Here is a 19,843-nt window from a genome sequence, read left to right on the forward strand (position 1 = left end):
CAGAACAGTCGGACGCCCCGATGCCTTCCCGCACGGGCGTCTTCTGTCGATGGTGACACGAGGCCCGGGAGTGACGCACTCCCTTATGCCCGGAGCCGATCCAGGAGTCGCGCGCTCTGCCCGGCCCAGTAGTCCAGTCCCAGGCGGAGGTGGGTCTCGTGGGCCCGGCGCGCGTGGTCCAGGGCCCGCTCCCGGTCTCCCGTCGCCTCCGCCAGCAGCGCCAGCGCCTGGTGGATGGAGCCCCAGCCGGCCGTGCCGTGGCCGTGCAGGGCCAGGCGGTCTCCGTACGGCGCCAGCCTGTCGTACAGGCCCTCGGGATCGGGGACGCCGAGCTGAGCCGCCACGTACGACCAGACGACGGCGACGAACTCCCCCGACCAGTCGTCGGGGATCGTCGTGCCCCATCGGGCGACCAGGCTCGCGGCCAGCTCGCGGTCGCCCACGTCGAGAGCCGCGAGCACGGCTACGGGACGCAGCGGGTCGTTGCGCGGCTGGGACGCCGCCGTGACGATCTCCTCGAGGATCTCGGCGACCCTGCCCTGTCCCCGCCGGCAGGCGTAGAGCATGGTCGGCCGCACGACGCCCAGGCCCCACATGCTGCTGTCGCCGAAGACCTCGCCGAGCTCGCCGGCGAGGTCCTCGACCTCGTCCCAGCGGCCCTCCAGGGTCAGCCGCGCGGCCTCGGCGATGCGGACCATGGCCGTCAGCTCAGAGCTTCTGACCTCCTGCAGCAGGTGCTTGGCGCGGGCCAGATCCCGGTCCCACTCGGCCAGCTCCCCCGCCCTGAACAGGCACGACATCCGGCGTACCCGGGCCACGATCTCGGCCGTGGCGGGCAGGCCGGGCACCGCGAGCATCTCATCGGCGGCGCGGCGGCGCTCGTCCTCCCGCTCCGGCACCCAGGACGCGATCATGTAGTTGTTGAGCACCTGGACGAGCAGGGCGGGGTCGCCTATCCTCCGGGCGATCTCCAGGGCCTCCACCACCATCGCCTCGCCCTCCGCCCGGCGCGGCCCGTAGTTGAGCTCGATGCCGAGGGTGCCGAGGAGCGCCGCCCGGTGGGCGTCGTCCAGCGGGCCCGCCAGCAGCTTTTCGAGCAGGGCGACCGTGTGGTCGTCGACCACGCCGTACGACCGCCAGTTCCAGACGCTGAGGGTGCCGAACACCGCCACGGCCTCCACCAGGGCCTTCCGGTCGCCCGTGTCCTCCGCCAGCTCGATGGCTTCCTCGAGTGCCGCCTGTGCCCGCAGGGCGTCCCCGACGACGCGCAGCGACCGGCCCAGCTCGATCAGCAGGCGGCACCGCCGGGCCGGGTCGCGCCTGCCGAGGGCGAGTAGCGCCTTCTCCCACAGCTCCACCGCCTCGTCGTACGCCCGCTGCGCGGTGGCCTGCCTGGCCGCCCGGGCGGCGTAGCCGACGGCCTTGTCGGCTCCGCCGACGCGCGCCGCCATGGCGAAGTGGTGGGCGAGGACGGGCAGGCGCGCCGTCCCGTCGCCGCCGGGGAGCGCCGACGGCAGGGACTCCAGGGCCTCCGCCACGTGCAGGTGGAGCCGGGCCTTGTCGAGACGGCCGAGCCCGGCGTAGAGCGCGTCGCGCACCAGCGCGTGCGAGAAGCGGTAGTCGAAGCCGTCCGGCGCCTCGGCCAGGATGCCGACGGCGACGGCGGGCTCCAGCAGCGACATCACCTCTTCCGCGGGGGTCCGCGTGAGCGCCTCCAGCACGTCGAGGCTGACGTCGCGGCCCAGGACGGCGGCTCGGCGCAGCAGTTCCGTGGTGGGCCCGGGCAGCCGCGCGACCCTCCGCCCGATGACCTCCATGACGCCTTCCGGCACGCCCAGCGAGGCGGCGTCGAGCCGGTGCTCGCTGCCGAGCAGCCGCAGCAGCTCCCCGAGGTAGAAGGGGTTGCCGCCGGTGCGCCGGTAGAGCAGGCCGGCGAGCGCGGGGTCGGTCAGGTCGTGCCGCCGCAGGAACGCCGCGACGTCCTCGGCGGTGAACGGCCTGAGGGTGAGGCGCTCCGCGCCGGGCTCGCGGGTGAGGGCGGCGAGCGCGTCACGCAGCCGCTCGGGCTCCCTGCCCGGCTCCGGCCGTACGGTGGCCAGCACCAGCACGGGCCTGCGGTGCAGCTCGGCGGCGAGGAAACCGAGCAGCCGCAGCGAGGCCGCGTCCGCCGCGTGGAGGTCGTCCAGCACCACCAGCGTCGGCGTGCCGGACCGCGCCAGTGCGGCCAGCACGCCCTCGTACAGCTCGAAGAGCGCGGCCTCGGGGTCGGCCGGAGCGTCGGCGCCCTCGCCCGCGAGGAGCCGCGCCGCGGCCCGGCCCCGCTCCCCCAGCTCGCGCAGCGCCTGCAGCCAGGGCCAGAACGGCGGAGCGGCCTCGGCCTCCACGCAACGGCCCCAGACGACCGCGACGCCGCGTGCCTCGGCCTCCTCGGCGGCGAGCTGGGCGAGCCTGGTCTTGCCGATCCCCGCCTCACCGGTCACCAGCAGCACGCCGCCGCGGCCCCGCCGTACGGCGCCGAGCCGCTCGCCGAGACGGGCGAGCTCCTGCTCGCGGGCGATGAACGCCTGCGCGGAGGGCTGCGGGGACGGCGAGTGCGGGGACGGCGCGGCGGCGACCGGCCGCCGCGTCACGGCGGGCGCCTGTGGGGGCGCGGACGTGGTCAGGGCCGCCTCCGGGGGCGCGGGCGCGTCCAGGGCCGCCGACTGCTCCAGCACGGCCTGCTCAAGCCGCCGCAGCTCCGGGCCGGGCTGCAGGCCCATCTCCTCGTCGAGCAGGGCGCGCACCCGGCGCAGCGCGCCGAGCGCGTCGGTCTGCCGGCCCGACCGGTAGAGGGCGAGGACGAGCAGGCTCCACAGCCGCTCACGGTACGGATACGCCTCGACCAGCCGCTCCAGGTCGGCCACGCAGGACGCGCCGTCGCCCATGGCGAGCCGGGCGTCGAACCGGTCCTCGACCGCCACCGCCCGCAGTTCGCCCAGGCGCGCGATGACCGGCTGGGCGAACTCGTAGGACGCGAACTCGGCGAGCGGCTCGCCCCGCCACGTCTCCAGCGCCCGGTCGAGCAGCCCGAGCGCGGCGGCGTGCTCGCGCCGGCCGAGCGCCTTGCGGCCGTCCTCCACCCAGGAGACGAAGCGCGCGAGGTCGACCTGGATCGGCGCGACCGACAGCAGGTAGCCGGGCTCGCGGGTGAGCAGCACGGCGGGGGGCGTGCGCGGTCTGCGTCCCGGCTCCAGCGCCTTGCGCAGGTTCGACACGTACGACTGCAGCGTCGCGGTGGCGCTGGAGGGCGGCTCCCCGGCCCACAGTTCGTCGATCAGCCGGTCGAGGGACACGATCCTTCCGGGGTCCAGGGCGAGGACGGCGAGCACCGCCCGCTGCTTGCGCGGGCCGAGGTCGAGAACGCGGCCGTCACCGTCGATCACCTCGAAGGGGCCCAGCAGCCGGAAGGACAGCGAGTTCATGGCCACGTGCTCCGATCGCTCTCCCCTGATCGCCGGATGTAAGCGTAGAGCCAGGACAAGCCCAACCGGAACGGTCCATTTCTGTCAATGTCGGGCGCGGCACTTGGGAGCGACTTGGACGGTCTTCAAGCAGCGCTCATCCCTGCCCCAATCCCCGTGTTCCACGGTGGTTCCGCACGGTGGTTCCGCAGGAGGAACCCACGACGTGGAGGGGAAGACATGAACCAGATCGAGGCGCTCGGCGCCGATCTCCGCCGGGTGGTGCGCGGGCGGGTGCTGACGCGCGGCGACGAGGGCTTCGATGGCGCCCGCCGCCCCTGGGACCTGGCCGTCGACCAGCGGGTCGCGGCGGTCGTCGAGGCGCGGGACGCCCAGGACGTCGCGGCCGTGGTCGGTTACGCGGGGCTCGCCGGGCTGCGCGTCGCCACCCAGCCGAACGGGCACGCCCCCGCCGCCTTCGACGACGCGATCCTGCTGCGTACGGGGAACCTGCGGGGGCTCACCGTACGCCCCGGGAAGCGGGTGGCGCGGGTGGAGGCCGGCGTCTCGTGGGGCGAGGTGCTCACCGCGGCCGGAGAGCACGGGCTGACGCCGCTGGCGGGCAGCACGGGGGTCGTCAGCGCCACCGGCTTCACCTTGGGCGGCGGCCTGAGCTGGTTCGGGCGCAGGTACGGCTTCGCCGCCGACAGCGTGCGCGCGTTCGAGGTCGTGGACGCCTCCGGCGAGCAGGCGACCGTCACGGCCGGCAGCGACCCGGAGCTGTTCTGGGCCCTGCGCGGCGGTGGCGGCGACTTCGCGGTGGTGACCGCGATGGAGTTCGACCTGCACCCGGCTCCCGTGCTGTACGGCGGGCGGATCCTGTGGCCGGCCAAGCGGGCCGCGGAGGTGCTGGCCGCCTTCCGCGCCGTCACGGCGGAGGCGCCGGAGGAGCTGACCGTCTGGTTCCACCTGCTGCAGTTCCCGCCGCTGCCCGAGCTGCCCGAGCCGCTGCGCGGCCTGTCGGCCGTGACAGTCGACGTCACCTACCTCGGCGACCCGGACGAGGCGCGCGCCCTGCTGCACCGGTTCGACCGGATTCCCGATCCGATCTTCGACACGCGCGGCCGGATGCCGGTGGCGAACCTCGCGGACATCTGCGCGGAGCCGACCGATCCGACGCCCGCGCTGCTGCGCTCGGAACTGCTCCACGGGCTCGACGACGCCACCGCGGCGGCGATGCTGGCCGCCGCCGGGCCCGGCACCGTCGCGCCGCTCGCCTCCGTGCAGATCCGCCACCTCGGCGGGGCGCTCGCCCGGGTGGACGAGAAGGGCGGCGCCTGCGGCCACATCGCGGAGCCGTACCTGCTGAGCGCGCTCGGCGTGCTCGCGGCGCCCGGCATGGAGGAGGCGATCCGCGAACGGCAGTCGGCCGTCGCCGCGGCGGTGGCGAGGGCCGCGAGCGGCCGCAGGCCCTTCACCTTCCTCGGCCACGGAGAGCCGGCCGCGTCCGCCTTCCCCGCCGAGATCCTGGCCCGGCTGCGCGAGATCAAGCGCCGCCGCGACCCGGACGGCGTGCTCGCCGGCAACCACCCGGTCCTCGGATGACGACGGCCCGAGTGACGACGACCCGGGTGACGACAGCCCGAGTGACGGCGGCTCAGTCACCCAGCTCGCCGAGGAGACGCGCGCTCCGTCCGGCCCAGTGGTCCAGGCCCAGGCGCAGGTGCGTCTCGTGCGCCCGCCGCGCGTGACCCAGGGCGAGGTCGCGCCCGCCCGTGGCGTCCGCGAGTCCGGCCAGGACCAGGTGGGTGGAGCCCCATCCGGCGCCGCCCATGCCGCTCACCACGAGCCGTTCCCCGTACGGCGCGAGCCTGCGGTAGAGGGCGGCGGGATCGGGCACGCCGAGCCGGGCGGCGAGGTGGCCCCACACGACGACGAGGAACTCTGTGGTCCAGTCGTCGCGGATCTCGCCACCCCAGCGCTCGGCCAGCCTCCGGGCGAGGGCGGTGTCGCCCGCGTCGAGGGCGGCCAGCGCGGCGACCGGGCGCAGCGGCACCATGTCGGGGTCGTGCGCCCGGGACACGAGCCGGTCGGCCACCTCCCCCGCCCGGCCCTGCTCGCGGCGGCAGGTGTAAAGGGTGATCAAGCCGGGGTAGTCGAGGCCCCACATGCTGAAACCCGCGATCAGCGAGGTGAACTCCTCCGCGAGGCGTTCGGCAGCCGCCCAGTCGCCGCGCATCGTGCGGCCGGCTGCCTCGGCGATGCGGGCCATCCCGGTCATCTCGGGCCGCCTGATCTCGTCCGCCAGCCGCGCGCAGCGGGCCAGGTCGCGGTCCCACTCCGCGAGCTCGCCGGCCCGCAGCAGGTGGGCCATGCGGAAGACCCGGGCGACGGCCTCCGCCGGCGGGTCGAGGGGCAGGGCGAGCATCTCCTCGACCGCGCGGCGGCGCTCGTCCTCCCTCTCGGTGACCCAGGCGGCGACCAGGTAGTTGTTGAGCGAGCGGGCCAGCAGGCGGGGGTCGCCGGTGCGGCGGGCCAGCCGCACGCCGTCGGCCGCCAGCCGCTCCCCCTCGGCCCTGCGCGGGGAGTAGTACAGCTCCAGGCCGAGGGTGCCCAGCAGGGTGGCGCGCTCCACGTCGCCCAGCGGCTCCCGCAGCAGGCGCTCCAGCAGGGCGACCGTCTCGCCGTCCACGACGCCGTAGTGGCGCCAGTTCCACACCGACATGCCGCCGAACGCGGTGACGGCCTCGATCAGCGTCGCGCGCTCGCCGATATCCGCGGCGAGCACGATCGCCTCCTCCAGCGCCTTCCTCCCCCCGGCGACGTCGCCGACCGCCCGCAGTGCTTCGCCGCGGCGCACCAGCAGCGCGCAGCGCCGGGCGGGGTCCCCCGGGCCGAGCGCGGCGAGGGCCCTGTCCCACCAGTCCGCCGCCTCGTCGTACGCGCAGCGGGCCGCGGCCTGCCGGGCGGCCCGGACGGCGTACTCCACGGCCTTGGCGGCGCCGCCCGCCCGGGAGGCCGCCACGAAGTGGTGGGCGAGGACGGACACCTCCACGCCCGGAAGGCTCTCCAGCGCCTCCCCGGTGCGCAGGTGCAGCCGCGCCGCGCGCACCCGGCCGAGCCCCGCGTAGAGGGCGTCGCGCACGAGGGCGTGCGAGAACCGGTAGTCGAAGCCGCCGGGCACCTCGACGAGCAGGCCTGTCGCCACGGCCGGTTCGAGGCGCAGCATCACCTCCTCCGCGCCCAGGCCGCAGGCGGCCTCCAGCGCGTCGAAACTCACCTCCCGGCCCAGCACGGCGGCCGCCTCCAGCAACGCGCGGGTCTCCTCCGGCAGCCGTCCGACGCGGCGGCCGATGACCTCGCGCACTCCTTCGGGAACGCCGAGGGACGCGGCGTCCAGCCGGTGCTCGCTGTCCAGCAGCCGGATCAGCTCGCGCAGGTAGAAGGGGTTGCCCCCGGTGCGCTCGTGGAGCAGCGCGGCGAGCCGCCCGCCCGGCAGGTCCCGCCCGGCGAGGTAGGCGGCGACGTCCTCCCGTGTGAACGGCGGCAGGGTGAGCCGCTCCACGCCGCGTTCGCGGGCGAGCGCGGCCAGTGTGTCGCGAAGCTGCTCCGGGTCGCCGCCGGGCTCGGGGCGGATCGTCGCCAGCACCAGCACCGGCGACCGGTGCAGCTCCCCGGCCGCGAAGGCGAGCAGGCGCAGGGAAGACGCGTCGGCCCAGTGCAGGTCGTCGAGGACGAGCAGCGCCGGACCCGCCGCCCCCAGCACGGCGGTCACGCGTTCGTGCAGCTCGAACAGTGCCCTGCCGGGGTCGTCGCCGCCCGCCGCGGCGCCCGCCGCCTCGGCCGGGGCGTCACCGGGCGGGCCTCCGGACAGGGTGGCGAGCGCGTCCGCCACGTCCGCCCGCCGGTCCTGGCCGAGGTCGCGCAGGACCCCCAGCCAGGGCCAGAACGCGGGTGCTCCGGTGTCCTCCGCGCAGCGGCCCCAGGCGACCGTCATCCCCAGGGCGGCCGCCTCGTCGGCCGCGGCCTCGGCCAGACGGGTCTTGCCGAGGCCCGCCTCCCCGGCGACCAGCAGCACGCCACCGCGCCCCCGCCGCGTGTCGGCGAGCCGAGCGGCGACGCGGCCGGTCTGCTCGCGCCGGGCGACCAGCCCGGCGTGGACGACGGGCACCGCCACCGTCCCGGGCGGCACCGCCGTCCCCGGCTCGGCGGCCGGGCCGAGGAAGGCGGGCCCGGCGCCGCCGAGCTCGGGCGCCTGGCCGAAGACGGCCTGCTCCAGCCGGCGCAGTTCTGGGCCTGGCTCCAGGCCCAGCTCCTCGTCCAGCAGCGCCCGGACCCTGCGCAGCGCGGCGAGGGCGTCGGCCTGCCGGCCCGACCGGTAGAGGGCGAGCACGAGCAGGCCCCACAGCCGTTCCCGGTACGGGTGATCCTTCACCAGGCGTTCGAGGTCGGGCACGCACGACGCCGCGTCGCCGAGCGCCAGCCGGGCCTCGAACCAGTCCTCCGTCACCGCGGCCCGCTGCTCCGCCAGCCGCGCGACCACCGGCTGGACGAACTCGTACGCCGTGAACTCGGCGAGCGGCTCGCCGCGCCACGTCTCCAGGGAGCGTCGCAGCAGGTCGGCCGCCTCGCCGGGCGCGCCCCTCGCCAGCATCCGGCGGCCGTCCTCGGCGAGCGCGGCGAAGCGGACCAGGTCCACCTGACCCGGCGCGATGTCCAGCAGGTAGCCGGGCTCGCGGGTGAGCAGGACCCGCGGCGGCGTGCGCGGCGCCCTGCCGGGCTCCAGCGTCCGGCGGAGCTGGGAGATGTACGCCTGCAGGGTCCCGGTGGCGCTGGCCGGCGCCTCCCCCGACCACAGTTCGTCGATGAGGCGGTCGAGCGCGACGACGCGGCCGGGTTCCAGGGCGAGCATGGCCAGCACGGCGCGCCGCTTGGGTGTGCCGACGTCGACGGCACGGCCGGACGAGTCGACGACCTCCAGCGGGCCGAACAGGCGAAAGTCCATTTTTCCCCAAGAGAGCGGAGGGTCCGGTTCGTAGCGTATTGCCGGACTCGCCACCGCACGAACAGCGCGCGACTAGCCGTTTCCTAATCGCCCGCAAGCCTTCCCGGTCAGGATGTCCTCCGACTCCCCGGAACATTGAGCGGAAGGACGAGCATGTCCACCTTGGAGACCGATCTGCGGCGCGTGGTGCGCGGCCGGGTCCACGTGCCCGGCGACGAGACGTTCGAGACCGCCCGGCTGCCCTGGAACCGGGCGGTCGACCAGCGGGTCCGGGCGGTCGTGGAGATCGAGGACGCTGCCGACGCCGCCGTCGTCGTCCGGCACGCGGCGCTGGCGGGCCTGGCCGTGGCGGCCCAGCCGGGCGGGCACGGCGCCACGACCGACCTGGACGGGACGATCCTGGTGCGCACCGGCCGGCTGCGCGGTGTGGAGGTCGATCCGGAGCGCCGCGTCGCCAGGGTCGAGGCCGGCGTGCAGTGGGGCGAGCTGCTCACGGCGACGGGCAAGCACGGGCTGACCGGCCTGCCCGGAAGCTCTCCCGTGGTGAGCGTCGTGGGCTACACCCTCGGCGGCGGGCTGAGCTGGTTCGCCCGGAGGTACGGCTGGGCCGCCGACAGCGTGCGCGCCTTCGAGACGATCGGCGCCGACGGCGTGCCCGCCCGCGTCACGGCGGACTCCGACGCCGACCTGTTCTGGGCGCTGCGCGGCGGCGGCGGAGACTTCGCGCTGGTGACCGCGGTCGAGCTGGACCTGCACCCCGCCCCCCGGCTGTACGGAGGACGGATGCTGTGGCCCGCCGACCGGGCGCCCGAGCTGCTCGCCGCGTTCCGGGAGGTGACGGCCGGCGCCCCCGCGGAGCTGACCGTCTGGTTCACGATGGTGAGGTTCCCCCCGGTGCCCCAGGTCCCCGAGCCGCTGCGCGGCCTGGCCGCGGTCGCGGTGGACACCACGTTCCTCGGCGACGAGGAGGAGGGACGCGCCCTGCTCCGGCGGTTCGAGGACGTTCCCGGTGTATTGCTCGACAGCCGTGCCGCCATGCCGCTGGACGCACTCGGCGGCATCTGCGCCGAGCCGACGCATCCGGTGCCCGGCGCGGGCCGCGGCGAGCTGCTGACCGGTCTCGACGACGTCGTGGCGGGCGACCTGCTCGCCGCCCTCGGCGACATCGCGCCGCTGGCCTCCGTGCAGGTGCGTCACCTGGGCGGCGCGCTGCGCCGGCCGGCCCCCGCCGGCGGCGCCTGCGGGCACGTCGCCGAGCCGTACCTCCTGGGCATGATCGGGCCGATCATGTCGCCCGAGGGCGGGCGGGCGGTGCACGCGCGGCTGGCGGAGATCGCCCGCTCCATGGCGCCGCACACGACCGGCCGCAAGCCGTTCACCTACCTCCACGCGGACGAGACCGCCGCCTCCGCCTTCGACGCGGAGACGCTGGCCCGCCTGCGCGAGATCAAGCGCCGCCGGGACCCGCACGGCGTCTTCCGCAGCAACAAGCCGGTGTCAGCCCAGTCGTAGCACCGGCCGCAGGGCCGGTCGTCGGGTCGGTCACAGGGTCGGTCGCGGGGGCGGTCAGAGCTTGCGTACCTCGGCGTCGCCCGAGCCCGTCCTGACGACGATCGTGTGCGGCGCCGAGTCGTTCTCCGCGAAGTCGACCCGGCGCTCGCCGCTCCCCGTCGTCGCGTCGACGTTGTAGGCGCCGTCCGGCAGCCAGACCTTGCCGTCGCCCGAGCCCGTCACGGCGTGCACCTCGGCGGGGGCCGCCGTGAAGCGGAGCGTGACGTCGCCCGACCCGGTCTTGGCGTTGACCTCCTTCGCGGCGAGACCACGGGCGTCGACGTCCCCGGAGCCGGTCGAGGCCTCGACCTGGCCGGTCAGGTTCCGCAGGGTCAGGTCCCCCGAACCGGTGTCGATCTTGACGGTCAGCCCTCTCGGCACCTCCACCTTGTAGTCCACCGAGCACCGGCCGCACTTGTACTTGAGCTCGAGCGTGCCGCCGTCCACGGAGTGCCCGTCCTCGGTCTTCGGCCTGTTCCCCCACCAGTGCAGGGTCTCGGTCACGTGGATGCCGGACCTGTCGCTCTCGCTCACCACGATGTCGCCCGACCCGGTGTGCGTGTCGACGAGGGTCACCGCGTCCGCCACGTCGTAGGACTGCACGGCCTGCTGCCCGCCGAAGCCCAGCGGCCCGCCACACGCCGCGACGGTCAGGCTCAGGCCCAGGGCGGCCCCCGCGACGGCCAGGGTTGTGTTCTTCATGCTCCCGATCCTCCGGCACGCGTGCGCCCTCTCCCATCGGGGAAGGCCCTAGGGCATCCCTGGTGCGGCCCTCACGTTGACCCCCGGCCGCACCCTGACGTAGCGTCGATTCCACCATTCAGAATTACTTTTCCGGAGGGTGGAAATGGTGGAAGGCGTCGAGATCACAGGGCCCCTGCTGGACCGGTTCGACGAGATCCTCACCCCCGAGGCCCTCGGCTTCGTGGCCACCTTGCAGCGCGAGTTCAATCCCCGGCGGCGGGAGCTGCTCGCCGCCCGCCGGGCACGGCAGGCGGAGCTGTCCGCGGGGGGCACGCTCGACTTCCTTCCGGGAACCGCCCACGTCCGCACGTCGGAGTGGCGGGTCGCCCCGCCCGCGCCGGGACTGGAGGACCGCAGGGTCGAGATCACCGGTCCGGTCGACCGGAAGATGACGATCAACGCGCTCAACTCGGGCGCCAAGGTCTGGCTCGCCGACTTCGAGGACGCCAACTCCCCGACGTGGGAGAACACGGTGAACGGGCAGCTCAACCTGCGCGACGCCCTCGACCGTACGATCGACTTCGAGTCGGGCGGCAAGACGTACGCGCTGCGGCCGGACGCGGAGCTGGCCACGGTCGTGGTCCGCCCGCGCGGCTGGCACCTGCCGGAGAAGCACATCCTGGTGGACGGCGCCGATATGTCCGCGTCACTGCTCGACTTCGGGCTCTACTTCTTCCACTGCGCCGCGCGGCAGCTCGGCAAGGGCCGCGGGCCCTACTTCTACCTGCCGAAGATGGAGTCGCACCTGGAGGCGCGACTCTGGAACGACGTGTTCGTCCGGGCCCAGGAGCTGCTCGGCGTCCCCCGGGGCACGATCCGGGCGACCGTGCTGATCGAGACGTACCCGGCGGCGTTCGAGATGGAGGAGATCCTCTACGAGCTGCGCGAGCACTCGGCGGGCCTCAACGCCGGCCGCTGGGACTACCTGTTCAGCGTCATCAAGAAGTTCCGCACCCGGGGCCGGGAGTTCCTGCTGCCCGAGCGCAACGCGGTGACGATGACCGCGCCGTTCATGCGGGCCTACACCGAACTGCTGGTGCGCACCTGCCACAGGCGCGGCGCGCACGCGATCGGCGGCATGGCGGCCTTCATCCCGTCCCGCCGCGACCCCGAGGTCAACAGGGTCGCGCTGGAGAAGGTGCGGGCCGACAAGACGCGCGAGTCGGGCGACGGCTTCGACGGCTCCTGGGTGGCCCACCCCGACCTCGTCCCGATCTGCCGCGAGGTGTTCGACGGCGTCCTCGGCGACCGGCCCAACCAGCTCGACCGGCTGCGCGAGGACGTCAACGTCACCGCCGAGGACCTGCTGTCGGTGTCCAAGACCCCCGGCGAGATCACCGAGGCGGGGCTGCGCGGCAACGTGGACGTCGGCCTGCGCTACCTCGCGGCCTGGATGGGCGGCAACGGCGCCGCGGCGATCCACAACCTCATGGAGGACGCGGCGACCGCCGAGATCTCCCGGTCCCAGGTCTGGCAGTGGATCCACAACGACATCACGCTGGCCGACACGGGCGAGGTGGTGACACGCGAGCTGGTCGAGCGGATCATCGAGGAGGAGCTCGCCGGCATCGCCGCCGGACCGGGCTACGACGAGGAGCTCTACCGGCAGGCCACGGCACTGTTCAAGGAGGTCGCCCTTGACGACGACTTCGCGGAGTTCCTCACGCTTCCCGCGTACGCGCGGATGCCGTGAGGGGCGGGACGACGTGAGGGGCGGCGGGAGCCGATGTCCGTGCTCGAACGGCTGACGGAGCGGCTGACCGCCGTGCTCCCGCCGGACGCCGTCGTGACCGACCCGGTGCGGCTGCGCACCTACGAGTGCGACGGGCTGACCGTCCACCGGGCCGTCCCCGGCGTGGTCGTGCTGCCCGAGACCACCGAGCAGGTCGCGGCCGTCGTACGGCTGTGCCGCGAGCACGGCGTGCCGTTCGTCGCGCGGGGATCGGGCACGGGCCTGTCGGGCGGCGCGCTCCCCCGCACAGACGGCGTGCTGGTCGTCACCTCCCGCATGCGGCGGATCGTCGAGATCGACGTCCCCAACCGCCGGGCCGTGGTGGAGCCCGGCGTGACCAACCTGGCGATCACCGAGGCGGTCCGCGACCAGGGCTACTACTACGCCCCCGACCCCTCCAGTCAGCAGGTCTGCTCGATCGGCGGGAACGTGGCGGAGAACTCGGGCGGCGCCCACTGCCTCAAGTACGGCTTCACGGTGAACCACGTGCTCGCCGCCGAGATCGTCACGCCCGACGGGGACGTCGTGGAGCTGTCCGCCGGCGATCCCGGCTACGACCTGCTCGGCGCGTTCGTCGGCTCGGAGGGCACCCTCGGCATCGCGACGAAGATCACCGTACGACTGTCGAGGGCGCCGGAGGCGGTCACGACCCTGCTCGCCGCCTTCACCGGCATCGAGGCCGGTGGGCACGCGGTGTCGGCGATCATCGCGGCGGGCGTGGTCCCGGCGGCGATCGAGATGATGGACGCGCTGGCGATCGAGGCGGCGGAGGCCGCCGTCCACTGCGGCTACCCGGCCGGGGCGGGAGCGGTGCTGGTGGTCGAGCTGGACGGGCCGCGCGCCGAGGTGGAGCACCAGTTCGCGGCCGTCGAACGCATCTGCCGCGACAGCGGCGCCTTCGAGATCCGGACGGCCGCCTCCGGCGAGGAGCGCGCGGCGATCTGGAAGGGCCGCAAGTCGGCGTTCGCGGCCGTCGGCCGGATCAGCCCGGCGTACATCGTGCAGGACGGGGTGGTGCCGCGGACCGCGCTGCCGCGCGTGCTCGCGGGCATCGACCGGCTGCAGGAGGAGTACGGGATCAGGGTGGCGAACGTCTTCCACGCGGGAGACGGCAACCTCCACCCCCTCGTGCTGTTCGACGACGCCGTTCCGGGTGAGCGCGAGCGCGCCGAGACCGTCAGCGGGCGCATCCTCGACCTGTGCGTCGAGCACGGCGGCTCGATCACCGGGGAGCACGGCGTGGGAGTGGACAAATCCCGGTACATGCCCCGGATGTTCACCGAGGACGACCTGGACACGATGCAGCTTCTCCGGTGCGCCTTCGACCCGGAGGGCCTGGCCAACCCCGGCAAGGTCTTCCCCACCCCCCGGCTGTGCGGGGAGGCGCCGGGAGTGCGCACGGGCGTGCACCCGCTGGTCGAGGCCGGCCTCGCGGAGCAGTTCTGATGCGCGGCGAGCGGACGCCGGACGCGCTCGCGGCGACCGGCGTCGCGGTGCGCGAGGCGGGCGACGGGGACGAGGTCGCGGGCGTCCGGCCGCGCTGGGTGACGCTGCCCGAGTCGGCCGAGGAGATCGCGGCCGTCCTGCGCGCCTGCGCGGCGCACGACCTGGCGGCCGTCGCGACGGGCGCCAGGACCAAGCTCCACTGGGGCACCCCGCCGGAACGCTGCGACGTGCTCGTGGAACTGAGCCGCATGGACCGGGTGCTGGAGTACACCCCGGGCGACCTGGTCGTACGGGTCCAGGCCGGGGTGACCACGGAGGCACTGGCGGACGCCCTCGCGGCGGAGAACCAGGAACTCGCGCTCGACGTGCCGGTGCCGGGCACCACGGTCGGCGGGCTGCTGGCGACCGGGATCGCCGGGCCGCGCGCGTTCCGCCACGGAACGGCCCGCGACCTGCTCATCGGGATCACGGTCGTGCTGGCCGACGGCACGATCGCCAGGTCCGGCGGGAAGGTCGTCAAGAACGTCGCGGGATACGACCTCGGCAAGCTGTTCACCGGCTCGTACGGCACCCTCGGCGTCATCGCGGACGCGACCTTCCGCCTGCGTCCCCTGCCCGCCGCCCGCGCCTGGGTGACGGCGTCCGTCGCGCGCCCGGTGACGGAGACCGTCGAGCCTTATGTGTACGAGGGGAGGACGTTCGACACCACCTCCACCGACGTGGCCGCCGCGCTGCGGGCGATGGTGCCGGCGAGCACCGAGTCGCCGCTGGAGCCGAGCGCCGTGGAGGTCGACTGGCCCGACGTGGACGGTCCCTGCACGGTGGCGGTCCTGCTGGAGGGCACCGCCGCGGCCGAGCGTGCCAAGGCCCTGTCCGCGCTGATGGGCGGCACGGCGGAGGTGACCGAGGAGCCGCCTCCATGGTGGGGACGCCTGCCCGAGCCGTCCTGGCGAGCCGGGTCCGGGCCGCCCGCCGAGGCGCCGGAGCCTGCCGGGCCGCGCGACGCGGAAGCCGCGGTGCTGACCGGCGCGGCATCCGACAGTGGGGCGTCCAGCGGCGGGGAGATCCTGCTGGAGGTGCGGAACATCCCCTCCCGGCTGGCGGGGAGCTTCGTCGGCCCCTTCTGGGCGGCCCGCGCCGCGGACGTCCGTCCGGCGGTACGCGGCTCCCTGGCCGCGCAGGTGCTCCACGTCGCCCTGCCGCCGGACACCGAGCCCGGCCTCGTCGCCGCCTTCACCGGTGAACTGCGCGCGCACATGGAGGACGAGGGCCGCGTGGTGGTGCTCTGCGCCCCACGGGAGGCCGCACGCCGCCTCGACCGGTGGGGGCGCGTCGGAGCGCTGCCGCTGATGCGCCGGGTCAAGGAACGGTTCGACCCCGGCCGCCGGCTGTCCCCCGGCCGCTTCGTCGGAGGGATCTGATGGACCCCGAGCTGATCAAGGATTGTGTGCACTGCGGGTTCTGCCTGCCCACCTGTCCGACGTACGTGCTGTGGGGCGAGGAGATGGACTCGCCGCGCGGGCGCATCCACCTGATGGGGCAGCACACCGAGGGCACTCCGCTCACCGGCGCGATGGCCGGGCACTTCGACGCCTGCCTGGGCTGCATGGCGTGCGTCACCGCGTGCCCGTCCGGGGTGCGGTACGACCGGCTGATCGAGCAGACGAGGGCCGTGGTCGAGCGGGAGCACGTGCGCCGCCCGGACGAGCGGGCGGTCAGGGCCCTGGTGTTCGCGTTGTTCCCCTACCGGCGCAGACTGCGGGCGATGCGGCTGCCGATGCGGCTGGGCAGGCGTCTCCAGCCGTTCCTGGAGCGGGTGAACCCCTCCCTCGGCGCGATGGCCGAACTCGCCCCCGCCGTCGTCCCCCGGCCCGTACGGCTGCCGCCGCTGGTGCGGGCGAGGGGGCCGCGCAGGGCCAGGGTCGGGCTGCTCACCGGCTGCGTGCAGGGCGAGTTCTTCCCGCAGGTCAACGCGGCGACGGCGCGGGTGCTCGCGCTGGAGGGCTGCGACGTGGTGATCCCGCCCCGGCAGGGCTGCTGCGGCGCGCTGTCGCTGCACTCCGGCCGCGAGGCCGAGGCGAGGCGGTTCGCCCGCCGCACGGTCGCGGTGTTCGGGCGGGCGGATGTGGACGCGGTCGTCGTCAACGCCGCCGGCTGCGGGTCGAGCATGAAGACCTACGCCGAGGTGCTCGCGGACGATCCGGCCTGGGCGGCGCGTGCCGGGGCGCTGCGCATCCGCGACCTGGCGGAGTTCCTGGCCGAGCTCGGACCGGCCGCGGAACGGCGCCCGCTGCCGGTCTCGGTCGCCTACCACGACGCCTGCCACCTGGCCCACGCCCAGGGCGTACGCGCGCAGCCGCGCGACCTGCTGCGCGCCGTGCCCGGGCTGGAGTTGCGAGAGGTCGCCGAGGCGGCGATCTGCTGCGGGTCGGCGGGCACCTACAACCTCTTCCAGCCGCGGGCGGCCAGGGAACTCGGCGACCGCAAGGCGGAGCGCGTGCTCGCGACCGGCGCTGAGGTGCTGGTGTCGGCCAACCCGGGATGTTCCATGCAGATCGCGGCGGCGGTCCGCAGGGCGGGCGGCGGCGAGATCCGGGTCGCGCACACGGCCGAGGTGCTCGACGCCTCGCTGCGCGGCCTCGATCCCGGCGTGCTGGGACGATCTCCGGGAGCCGGGAAGGCGAGGACGAAGCGGTGAGCGTGCAGAGCGTCGACCGGGCGCTTGACGTCCTTGAGGCCCTGGCGGAGCAGGGCGGCCAGGCCGGTCTGTCGGAGATCGCGGCGCGGACCGGCCTGCCGTACGGGACGATCCACCGGCTGTTACAGACGCTGCTCGCCCGGGGGTACGTCCGGCAGGAGTCCGACCGGCGGTACGCCCTGGGCGGCGCGCTGGTGCGGATCGGCGGGGTCGCGGAGCGGATGCTGGCGGTCTGGGCCGAGCCCTACCTCACCCGGCTGGTCGAGCTGTCCGGGGAGACGGCCAACCTCGCCGTGCTGGAGGGGGACTTCGTCGTCTACGTGGCCCAGGTGCCCTCGCCGCGCAGGCTGCGGATGTTCGCCGAGGTCGGCCGCCGGGTGCTGCCGCACAGCACGGCCGTGGGCAAGGCGCTGCTGGCCGGGCGCGCCGACGCGGCGGCGGTGTTCCGGCGCACCGGCCTGCCCCGCCGTACGGACCGGACGATCACGGTGACGGAGGAGATGCTGGCGGAGCTCGGCCGGGTCCGCGCCCGGGGGTACGCGCTGGACCTGGGCGAGGAGGAGAGCGGCGTGCACTGCATGGCCGTGCCGGTCCACGACGGAGGGCGGACCTTCGCGGCGCTGTCGGTGTCGGGCCCGGCCGAGCGCATCGACGCGATCGACCGCGAGGAACTGGCCGCGATGCTGCGCAAGGTCGCCGAGGACTTCGGCACCGCCGTCTTCCGCTCCTGACCCGACGCTGCTGACTCGACGCTCGTGACTCGTCGACGCTCATGACTCGACGTTCGTGGCTCGACGCTCCTGACCGGACCGCGCCGGATGGGCCAGTATGGGCTCATGTGCCGAAGCATCAAGACCCTGCGCCCGCCCTTCACCGACGAGGTGACCGAGGAGGACATCCGGGCGGCGGCCCTGCAGTACGTGCGGAAGGTCTCCGGGTTCCGCGCGCCCGCCGCGCACAACGCCGAGGCGTTCGACCACGCCGTGGAGGAGATCACGCGGGCCAGCGCCGAACTCCTCGCGTCCCTGCGGGTCCGCGGGACGCCCGCTTCCGCCTCAACCGCACAGGGATGAGAGGCGGCGGCCTGCCCGTCCTGACTGGAACGCTTTGCCGCAGCCGGGAAGCGTGTCACGATAAATGATCGCATCGGCGTTTCCGAGGGAGAGGGGGCGGACCGGTGCCACCTGCGATCGTCGGGCATGAAGGTCCCCTGGCCGGCCAGCGTTTCCCGATCGACGACAAGCCGATCACCTTCGGCCGCAGAGGCGACAACAGTGTCGTGATCACGAGCGAACGGGCCTCCCGCTTCCACGCGGAGGTGCGCCGCGAGGCCGAGGGATACGTGCTGCGCGACCGGGGCAGCAGCAACGGGACGCTGGTCAACGGCAGGCGTGTCACCACGCATGTGCTCCGGCCCGGCGACACGATCGCCATCGGAGGGGAGACGTTCCGCTTCGAGGCGTTCGACGACTCCGAGACGGTCATGGACACCTCCCTGATGCAGCGGTTCCGCCGGTCGGTCCCGGACGTCGAACCGGACCAGGTCCTGCACGTCACCGTCTCCGGTGGCGGGCCCGTCGGGCTGGCCTTCGCCCTGCTCCTCGAACATCTCATGGGGCACCGGGTCGCCATCACGATCTACGACGGCCGCTGGACCGAGGACGGGTCGCGGATCGTGTGGAAGAACGCCGCGCAGGGCAACAACCGGCGGCAGCAGGTCGTGACGGTGCAGAGCCGCCAGTATCTGAACCTTCCGGAGGACGTCCAGGCGCGGCTGTTCACCGAGGGGTCCTACAGCGAGATGTGGCCGGCCGGTCCGGACTCGATCCGCGGCCACGGCCCGCGGAACATCCGCATCGCCTACATCGAGGACACCCTGCTGGAGATGGCGAACGAGAGGTCCGCCCGCATCCGCCTGGTGCCGGAGAGATTCGACCCCGCGGAGCGCCACGACACCGTGGCCAGGGACCACGTGCTGGCCATCTGCGAGGGAGGGCGCTCGCGGACCCGCGAGCACTTCACCGACAGGTTCGGCCGGGCCGACGACTCGATCTTCTCGCTCGACGGCCGGCACGTGCAGGACGTGGTGCTCGGGATACGGGTGAAGTCCGCCCTGCCGGACCCCGCGATCGTGCTGCTGACCGTGGCGCAGAACCGGTTCCTCCTGAACTCGCTGCGCGGCGAGGGTTTCCTGAACATGCGCCTCACCGACGACGAGGCCGCGGAGGTCGTCGGCATCGACCCCGTCCGGCACGTGTTCGAGGAGTGCGTCGCCTCCAGTCCCTGCCTCATGGAGCGCACCGAGGACGGCGACTTCCACTGCTCGACCCACCACACGTTGTTCCTGCCCGCCCTGATCAGGGGTTCGGCACTGTGGAGGCGGGCGAAGGAGGGGCTCGCGCTCTTCGGCGTCGCCGACGGCGACGTGAGCGCGGTGACCGCCTTCCGGCTCGACATGGTGCAGCGGCCGCGGTTCACCGCCCGGTTGTACTCCCCCACGTCCACCACCCCGGGCACGTACGGCTTCCTCCTGGGGGACGCGGCCAACGCGATCCACTTCTGGCCCGGGCGGGGTCTCAACAGCGGGCTCGCGTCGGCCATTTCGCTGGCCCGGTCGCTCAACCGCAACTGGCGCGGCAGGCCGTTCCGCGACGCCGACTTCGTACGGCACGAGGCCGCGATGTCGATGCTGCAGTACCGGCACAAGAGCCGCGCGTGGAACGCGATGGTGACCACCGACGAGCAGGGGGTCACCCGGGCGATCAAGGACACGATCGTCCAGGGCATCGAGGAGGGCGGCGCCGGTTCGGACAGGGACGCGGACATCGAGGCCCTGATGGAGCGCCTGCGGCAGATCCGCGACCGCCTGTCCCCACGCATTCCCGGCATGCCCGACGACGCGACCCTCCTCCGGCACCTGCGCGAGCTGCGGACCGAGACGCTGCGGACCCTGCTGGTCAGCGGAGCCTGGGAGACGCTGACGGTCGGCGGCGAGGAGGTCGACATCGACATCTTCGACCAGCCGGTCTCCGCGGCGGCGCCCCCCGCGGCGTCCGCCGTGCCGCCCCCCGCCGAGAGGCCGCTGGTCACGCGACAGGCGGACGGGCAGAACAGGCGGCCCGGGGTGGTCGCCGGAGGACCGGGTGACACGCTGCCCTCCGGCTGACAACGCCTCGGACACCGGCTCCGAGAACCACGGAACCGGCCCGGGCCGTCCGGCGGAGTAG

12 protein-coding genes are annotated in these 19,843 nt (G+C 74.3%); 9 read left to right on the top strand and 3 right to left on the bottom strand.

Features of this window, described 5'->3' with window-relative positions; all coding sequences use genetic code 11:
• Nucleotides 1-83: 83 nt before the first annotated feature.
• Nucleotides 84-3,461, bottom strand: coding sequence for an AfsR/SARP family transcriptional regulator (locus FED44_RS18190; protein WP_138461388.1), 3,378 nt, complete (start codon nucleotides 3,459-3,461; stop codon nucleotides 84-86).
• A 219-nt stretch (nucleotides 3,462-3,680) separates the two neighbouring features.
• Here FED44_RS18190 and FED44_RS18195 point away from each other — a divergent pair, with 219 nt between their 5' ends.
• The gene (locus FED44_RS18195) at nucleotides 3,681-5,045 is read left to right on the top strand and encodes an FAD-binding oxidoreductase (protein WP_138461389.1); all 1,365 of its coding nucleotides are present in this window, start codon (nucleotides 3,681-3,683) and stop codon (nucleotides 5,043-5,045) included.
• A gap of 52 nt (nucleotides 5,046-5,097) precedes the next feature.
• Here FED44_RS18195 and FED44_RS18200 read toward each other — a convergent pair whose 3' ends face one another.
• The gene (locus FED44_RS18200; RefSeq protein ID WP_138461390.1) at nucleotides 5,098-8,445 is read right to left on the bottom strand and encodes a BTAD domain-containing putative transcriptional regulator; all 3,348 of its coding nucleotides are present in this window, start codon (nucleotides 8,443-8,445) and stop codon (nucleotides 5,098-5,100) included.
• A gap of 153 nt (nucleotides 8,446-8,598) precedes the next feature.
• Here FED44_RS18200 and FED44_RS18205 point away from each other — a divergent pair, with 153 nt between their 5' ends.
• The gene (locus FED44_RS18205) at nucleotides 8,599-9,957 is read left to right on the top strand and encodes an FAD-binding oxidoreductase (protein WP_117409303.1); all 1,359 of its coding nucleotides are present in this window, start codon (nucleotides 8,599-8,601) and stop codon (nucleotides 9,955-9,957) included.
• 54 nt (nucleotides 9,958-10,011) lie between these two features.
• On the opposite strand, the gene FED44_RS18210 is transcribed toward FED44_RS18205, so the two are convergent.
• Complete coding sequence (locus tag FED44_RS18210; RefSeq protein ID WP_138461391.1) at nucleotides 10,012-10,698, bottom strand: DUF4097 family beta strand repeat-containing protein; 687 nt, start codon at nucleotides 10,696-10,698, stop codon at nucleotides 10,012-10,014.
• A 145-nt stretch (nucleotides 10,699-10,843) separates the two neighbouring features.
• On the opposite strand from FED44_RS18210, the gene aceB reads away from it, so the two are divergent.
• The 7 genes from aceB (at nucleotide 10,844) to FED44_RS18245 (ending at nucleotide 19,782) form a co-directional block, all read left to right on the top strand.
• The gene (gene aceB, locus FED44_RS18215; protein WP_138461495.1) at nucleotides 10,844-12,433 is read left to right on the top strand and encodes a malate synthase A; all 1,590 of its coding nucleotides are present in this window, start codon (nucleotides 10,844-10,846) and stop codon (nucleotides 12,431-12,433) included.
• A gap of 33 nt (nucleotides 12,434-12,466) precedes the next feature.
• Nucleotides 12,467-13,918 (top strand): FAD-linked oxidase C-terminal domain-containing protein, encoded by a 1,452-nt coding sequence (locus FED44_RS18220; RefSeq protein ID WP_138461392.1) that lies wholly within the window; start codon nucleotides 12,467-12,469, stop codon nucleotides 13,916-13,918.
• A complete protein-coding gene (locus FED44_RS18225) occupies nucleotides 13,918-15,339 on the top strand; it encodes an FAD-binding oxidoreductase (protein ID WP_138461393.1) in 1,422 nt (473 codons plus the stop codon). The genes FED44_RS18220 and FED44_RS18225 overlap by 1 nt, the downstream gene beginning before the upstream one ends.
• The gene (locus FED44_RS18230) at nucleotides 15,339-16,616 is read left to right on the top strand and encodes a (Fe-S)-binding protein (RefSeq protein WP_138461394.1); all 1,278 of its coding nucleotides are present in this window, start codon (nucleotides 15,339-15,341) and stop codon (nucleotides 16,614-16,616) included. The genes FED44_RS18225 and FED44_RS18230 overlap by 1 nt, the downstream gene beginning before the upstream one ends.
• The gene (locus FED44_RS18235; RefSeq protein WP_244302042.1) at nucleotides 16,613-17,347 is read left to right on the top strand and encodes an IclR family transcriptional regulator; all 735 of its coding nucleotides are present in this window, start codon (nucleotides 16,613-16,615) and stop codon (nucleotides 17,345-17,347) included. The genes FED44_RS18230 and FED44_RS18235 overlap by 4 nt, the downstream gene beginning before the upstream one ends.
• 105 nt (nucleotides 17,348-17,452) lie before the next feature.
• On the top strand, nucleotides 17,453-17,689 hold the full coding sequence (locus FED44_RS18240) for a DUF2277 domain-containing protein (protein ID WP_117409311.1): 237 nt from the start codon (nucleotides 17,453-17,455) through the stop codon (nucleotides 17,687-17,689).
• A 104-nt stretch (nucleotides 17,690-17,793) separates the two neighbouring features.
• A complete protein-coding gene (locus FED44_RS18245) occupies nucleotides 17,794-19,782 on the top strand; it encodes an FHA domain-containing protein (protein WP_138461395.1) in 1,989 nt (662 codons plus the stop codon).
• The last annotated feature ends 61 nt before the right edge of the window (nucleotides 19,783-19,843 follow it).

It is taken from the genome of Microbispora triticiradicis, from assembly GCF_005864065.1.
Taxonomy (GTDB): Bacteria; Actinomycetota; Actinomycetes; order Streptosporangiales; family Streptosporangiaceae; genus Microbispora; species Microbispora triticiradicis.

Bases quoted from the DNA above. Each gene is read 5' to 3' on its own strand.
- FED44_RS18195 (WP_138461389.1), top strand. From the start codon at position 3,681: ATGAACCAGATCGAGGCGCTCGGCGCCGATCTCCGCCGGGTGGTGCGC.
- FED44_RS18200 (WP_138461390.1), bottom strand. From the start codon at position 8,445: ATGGACTTTCGCCTGTTCGGCCCGCTGGAGGTCGTCGACTCGTCCGGC.
- FED44_RS18220 (WP_138461392.1), top strand. From the start codon at position 12,467: ATGTCCGTGCTCGAACGGCTGACGGAGCGGCTGACCGCCGTGCTCCCG.
- FED44_RS18230 (WP_138461394.1), top strand. From the start codon at position 15,339: ATGGACCCCGAGCTGATCAAGGATTGTGTGCACTGCGGGTTCTGCCTG.
- FED44_RS18225 (WP_138461393.1), top strand. From the start codon at position 13,918: ATGCGCGGCGAGCGGACGCCGGACGCGCTCGCGGCGACCGGCGTCGCG.
- FED44_RS18190 (WP_138461388.1), bottom strand. From the start codon at position 3,461: ATGAACTCGCTGTCCTTCCGGCTGCTGGGCCCCTTCGAGGTGATCGAC.
- aceB (WP_138461495.1), top strand. From the start codon at position 10,844: ATGGTGGAAGGCGTCGAGATCACAGGGCCCCTGCTGGACCGGTTCGAC.
- FED44_RS18205 (WP_117409303.1), top strand. From the start codon at position 8,599: ATGTCCACCTTGGAGACCGATCTGCGGCGCGTGGTGCGCGGCCGGGTC.
- FED44_RS18210 (WP_138461391.1), bottom strand. From the start codon at position 10,698: ATGAAGAACACAACCCTGGCCGTCGCGGGGGCCGCCCTGGGCCTGAGC.
- FED44_RS18240 (WP_117409311.1), top strand. From the start codon at position 17,453: ATGTGCCGAAGCATCAAGACCCTGCGCCCGCCCTTCACCGACGAGGTG.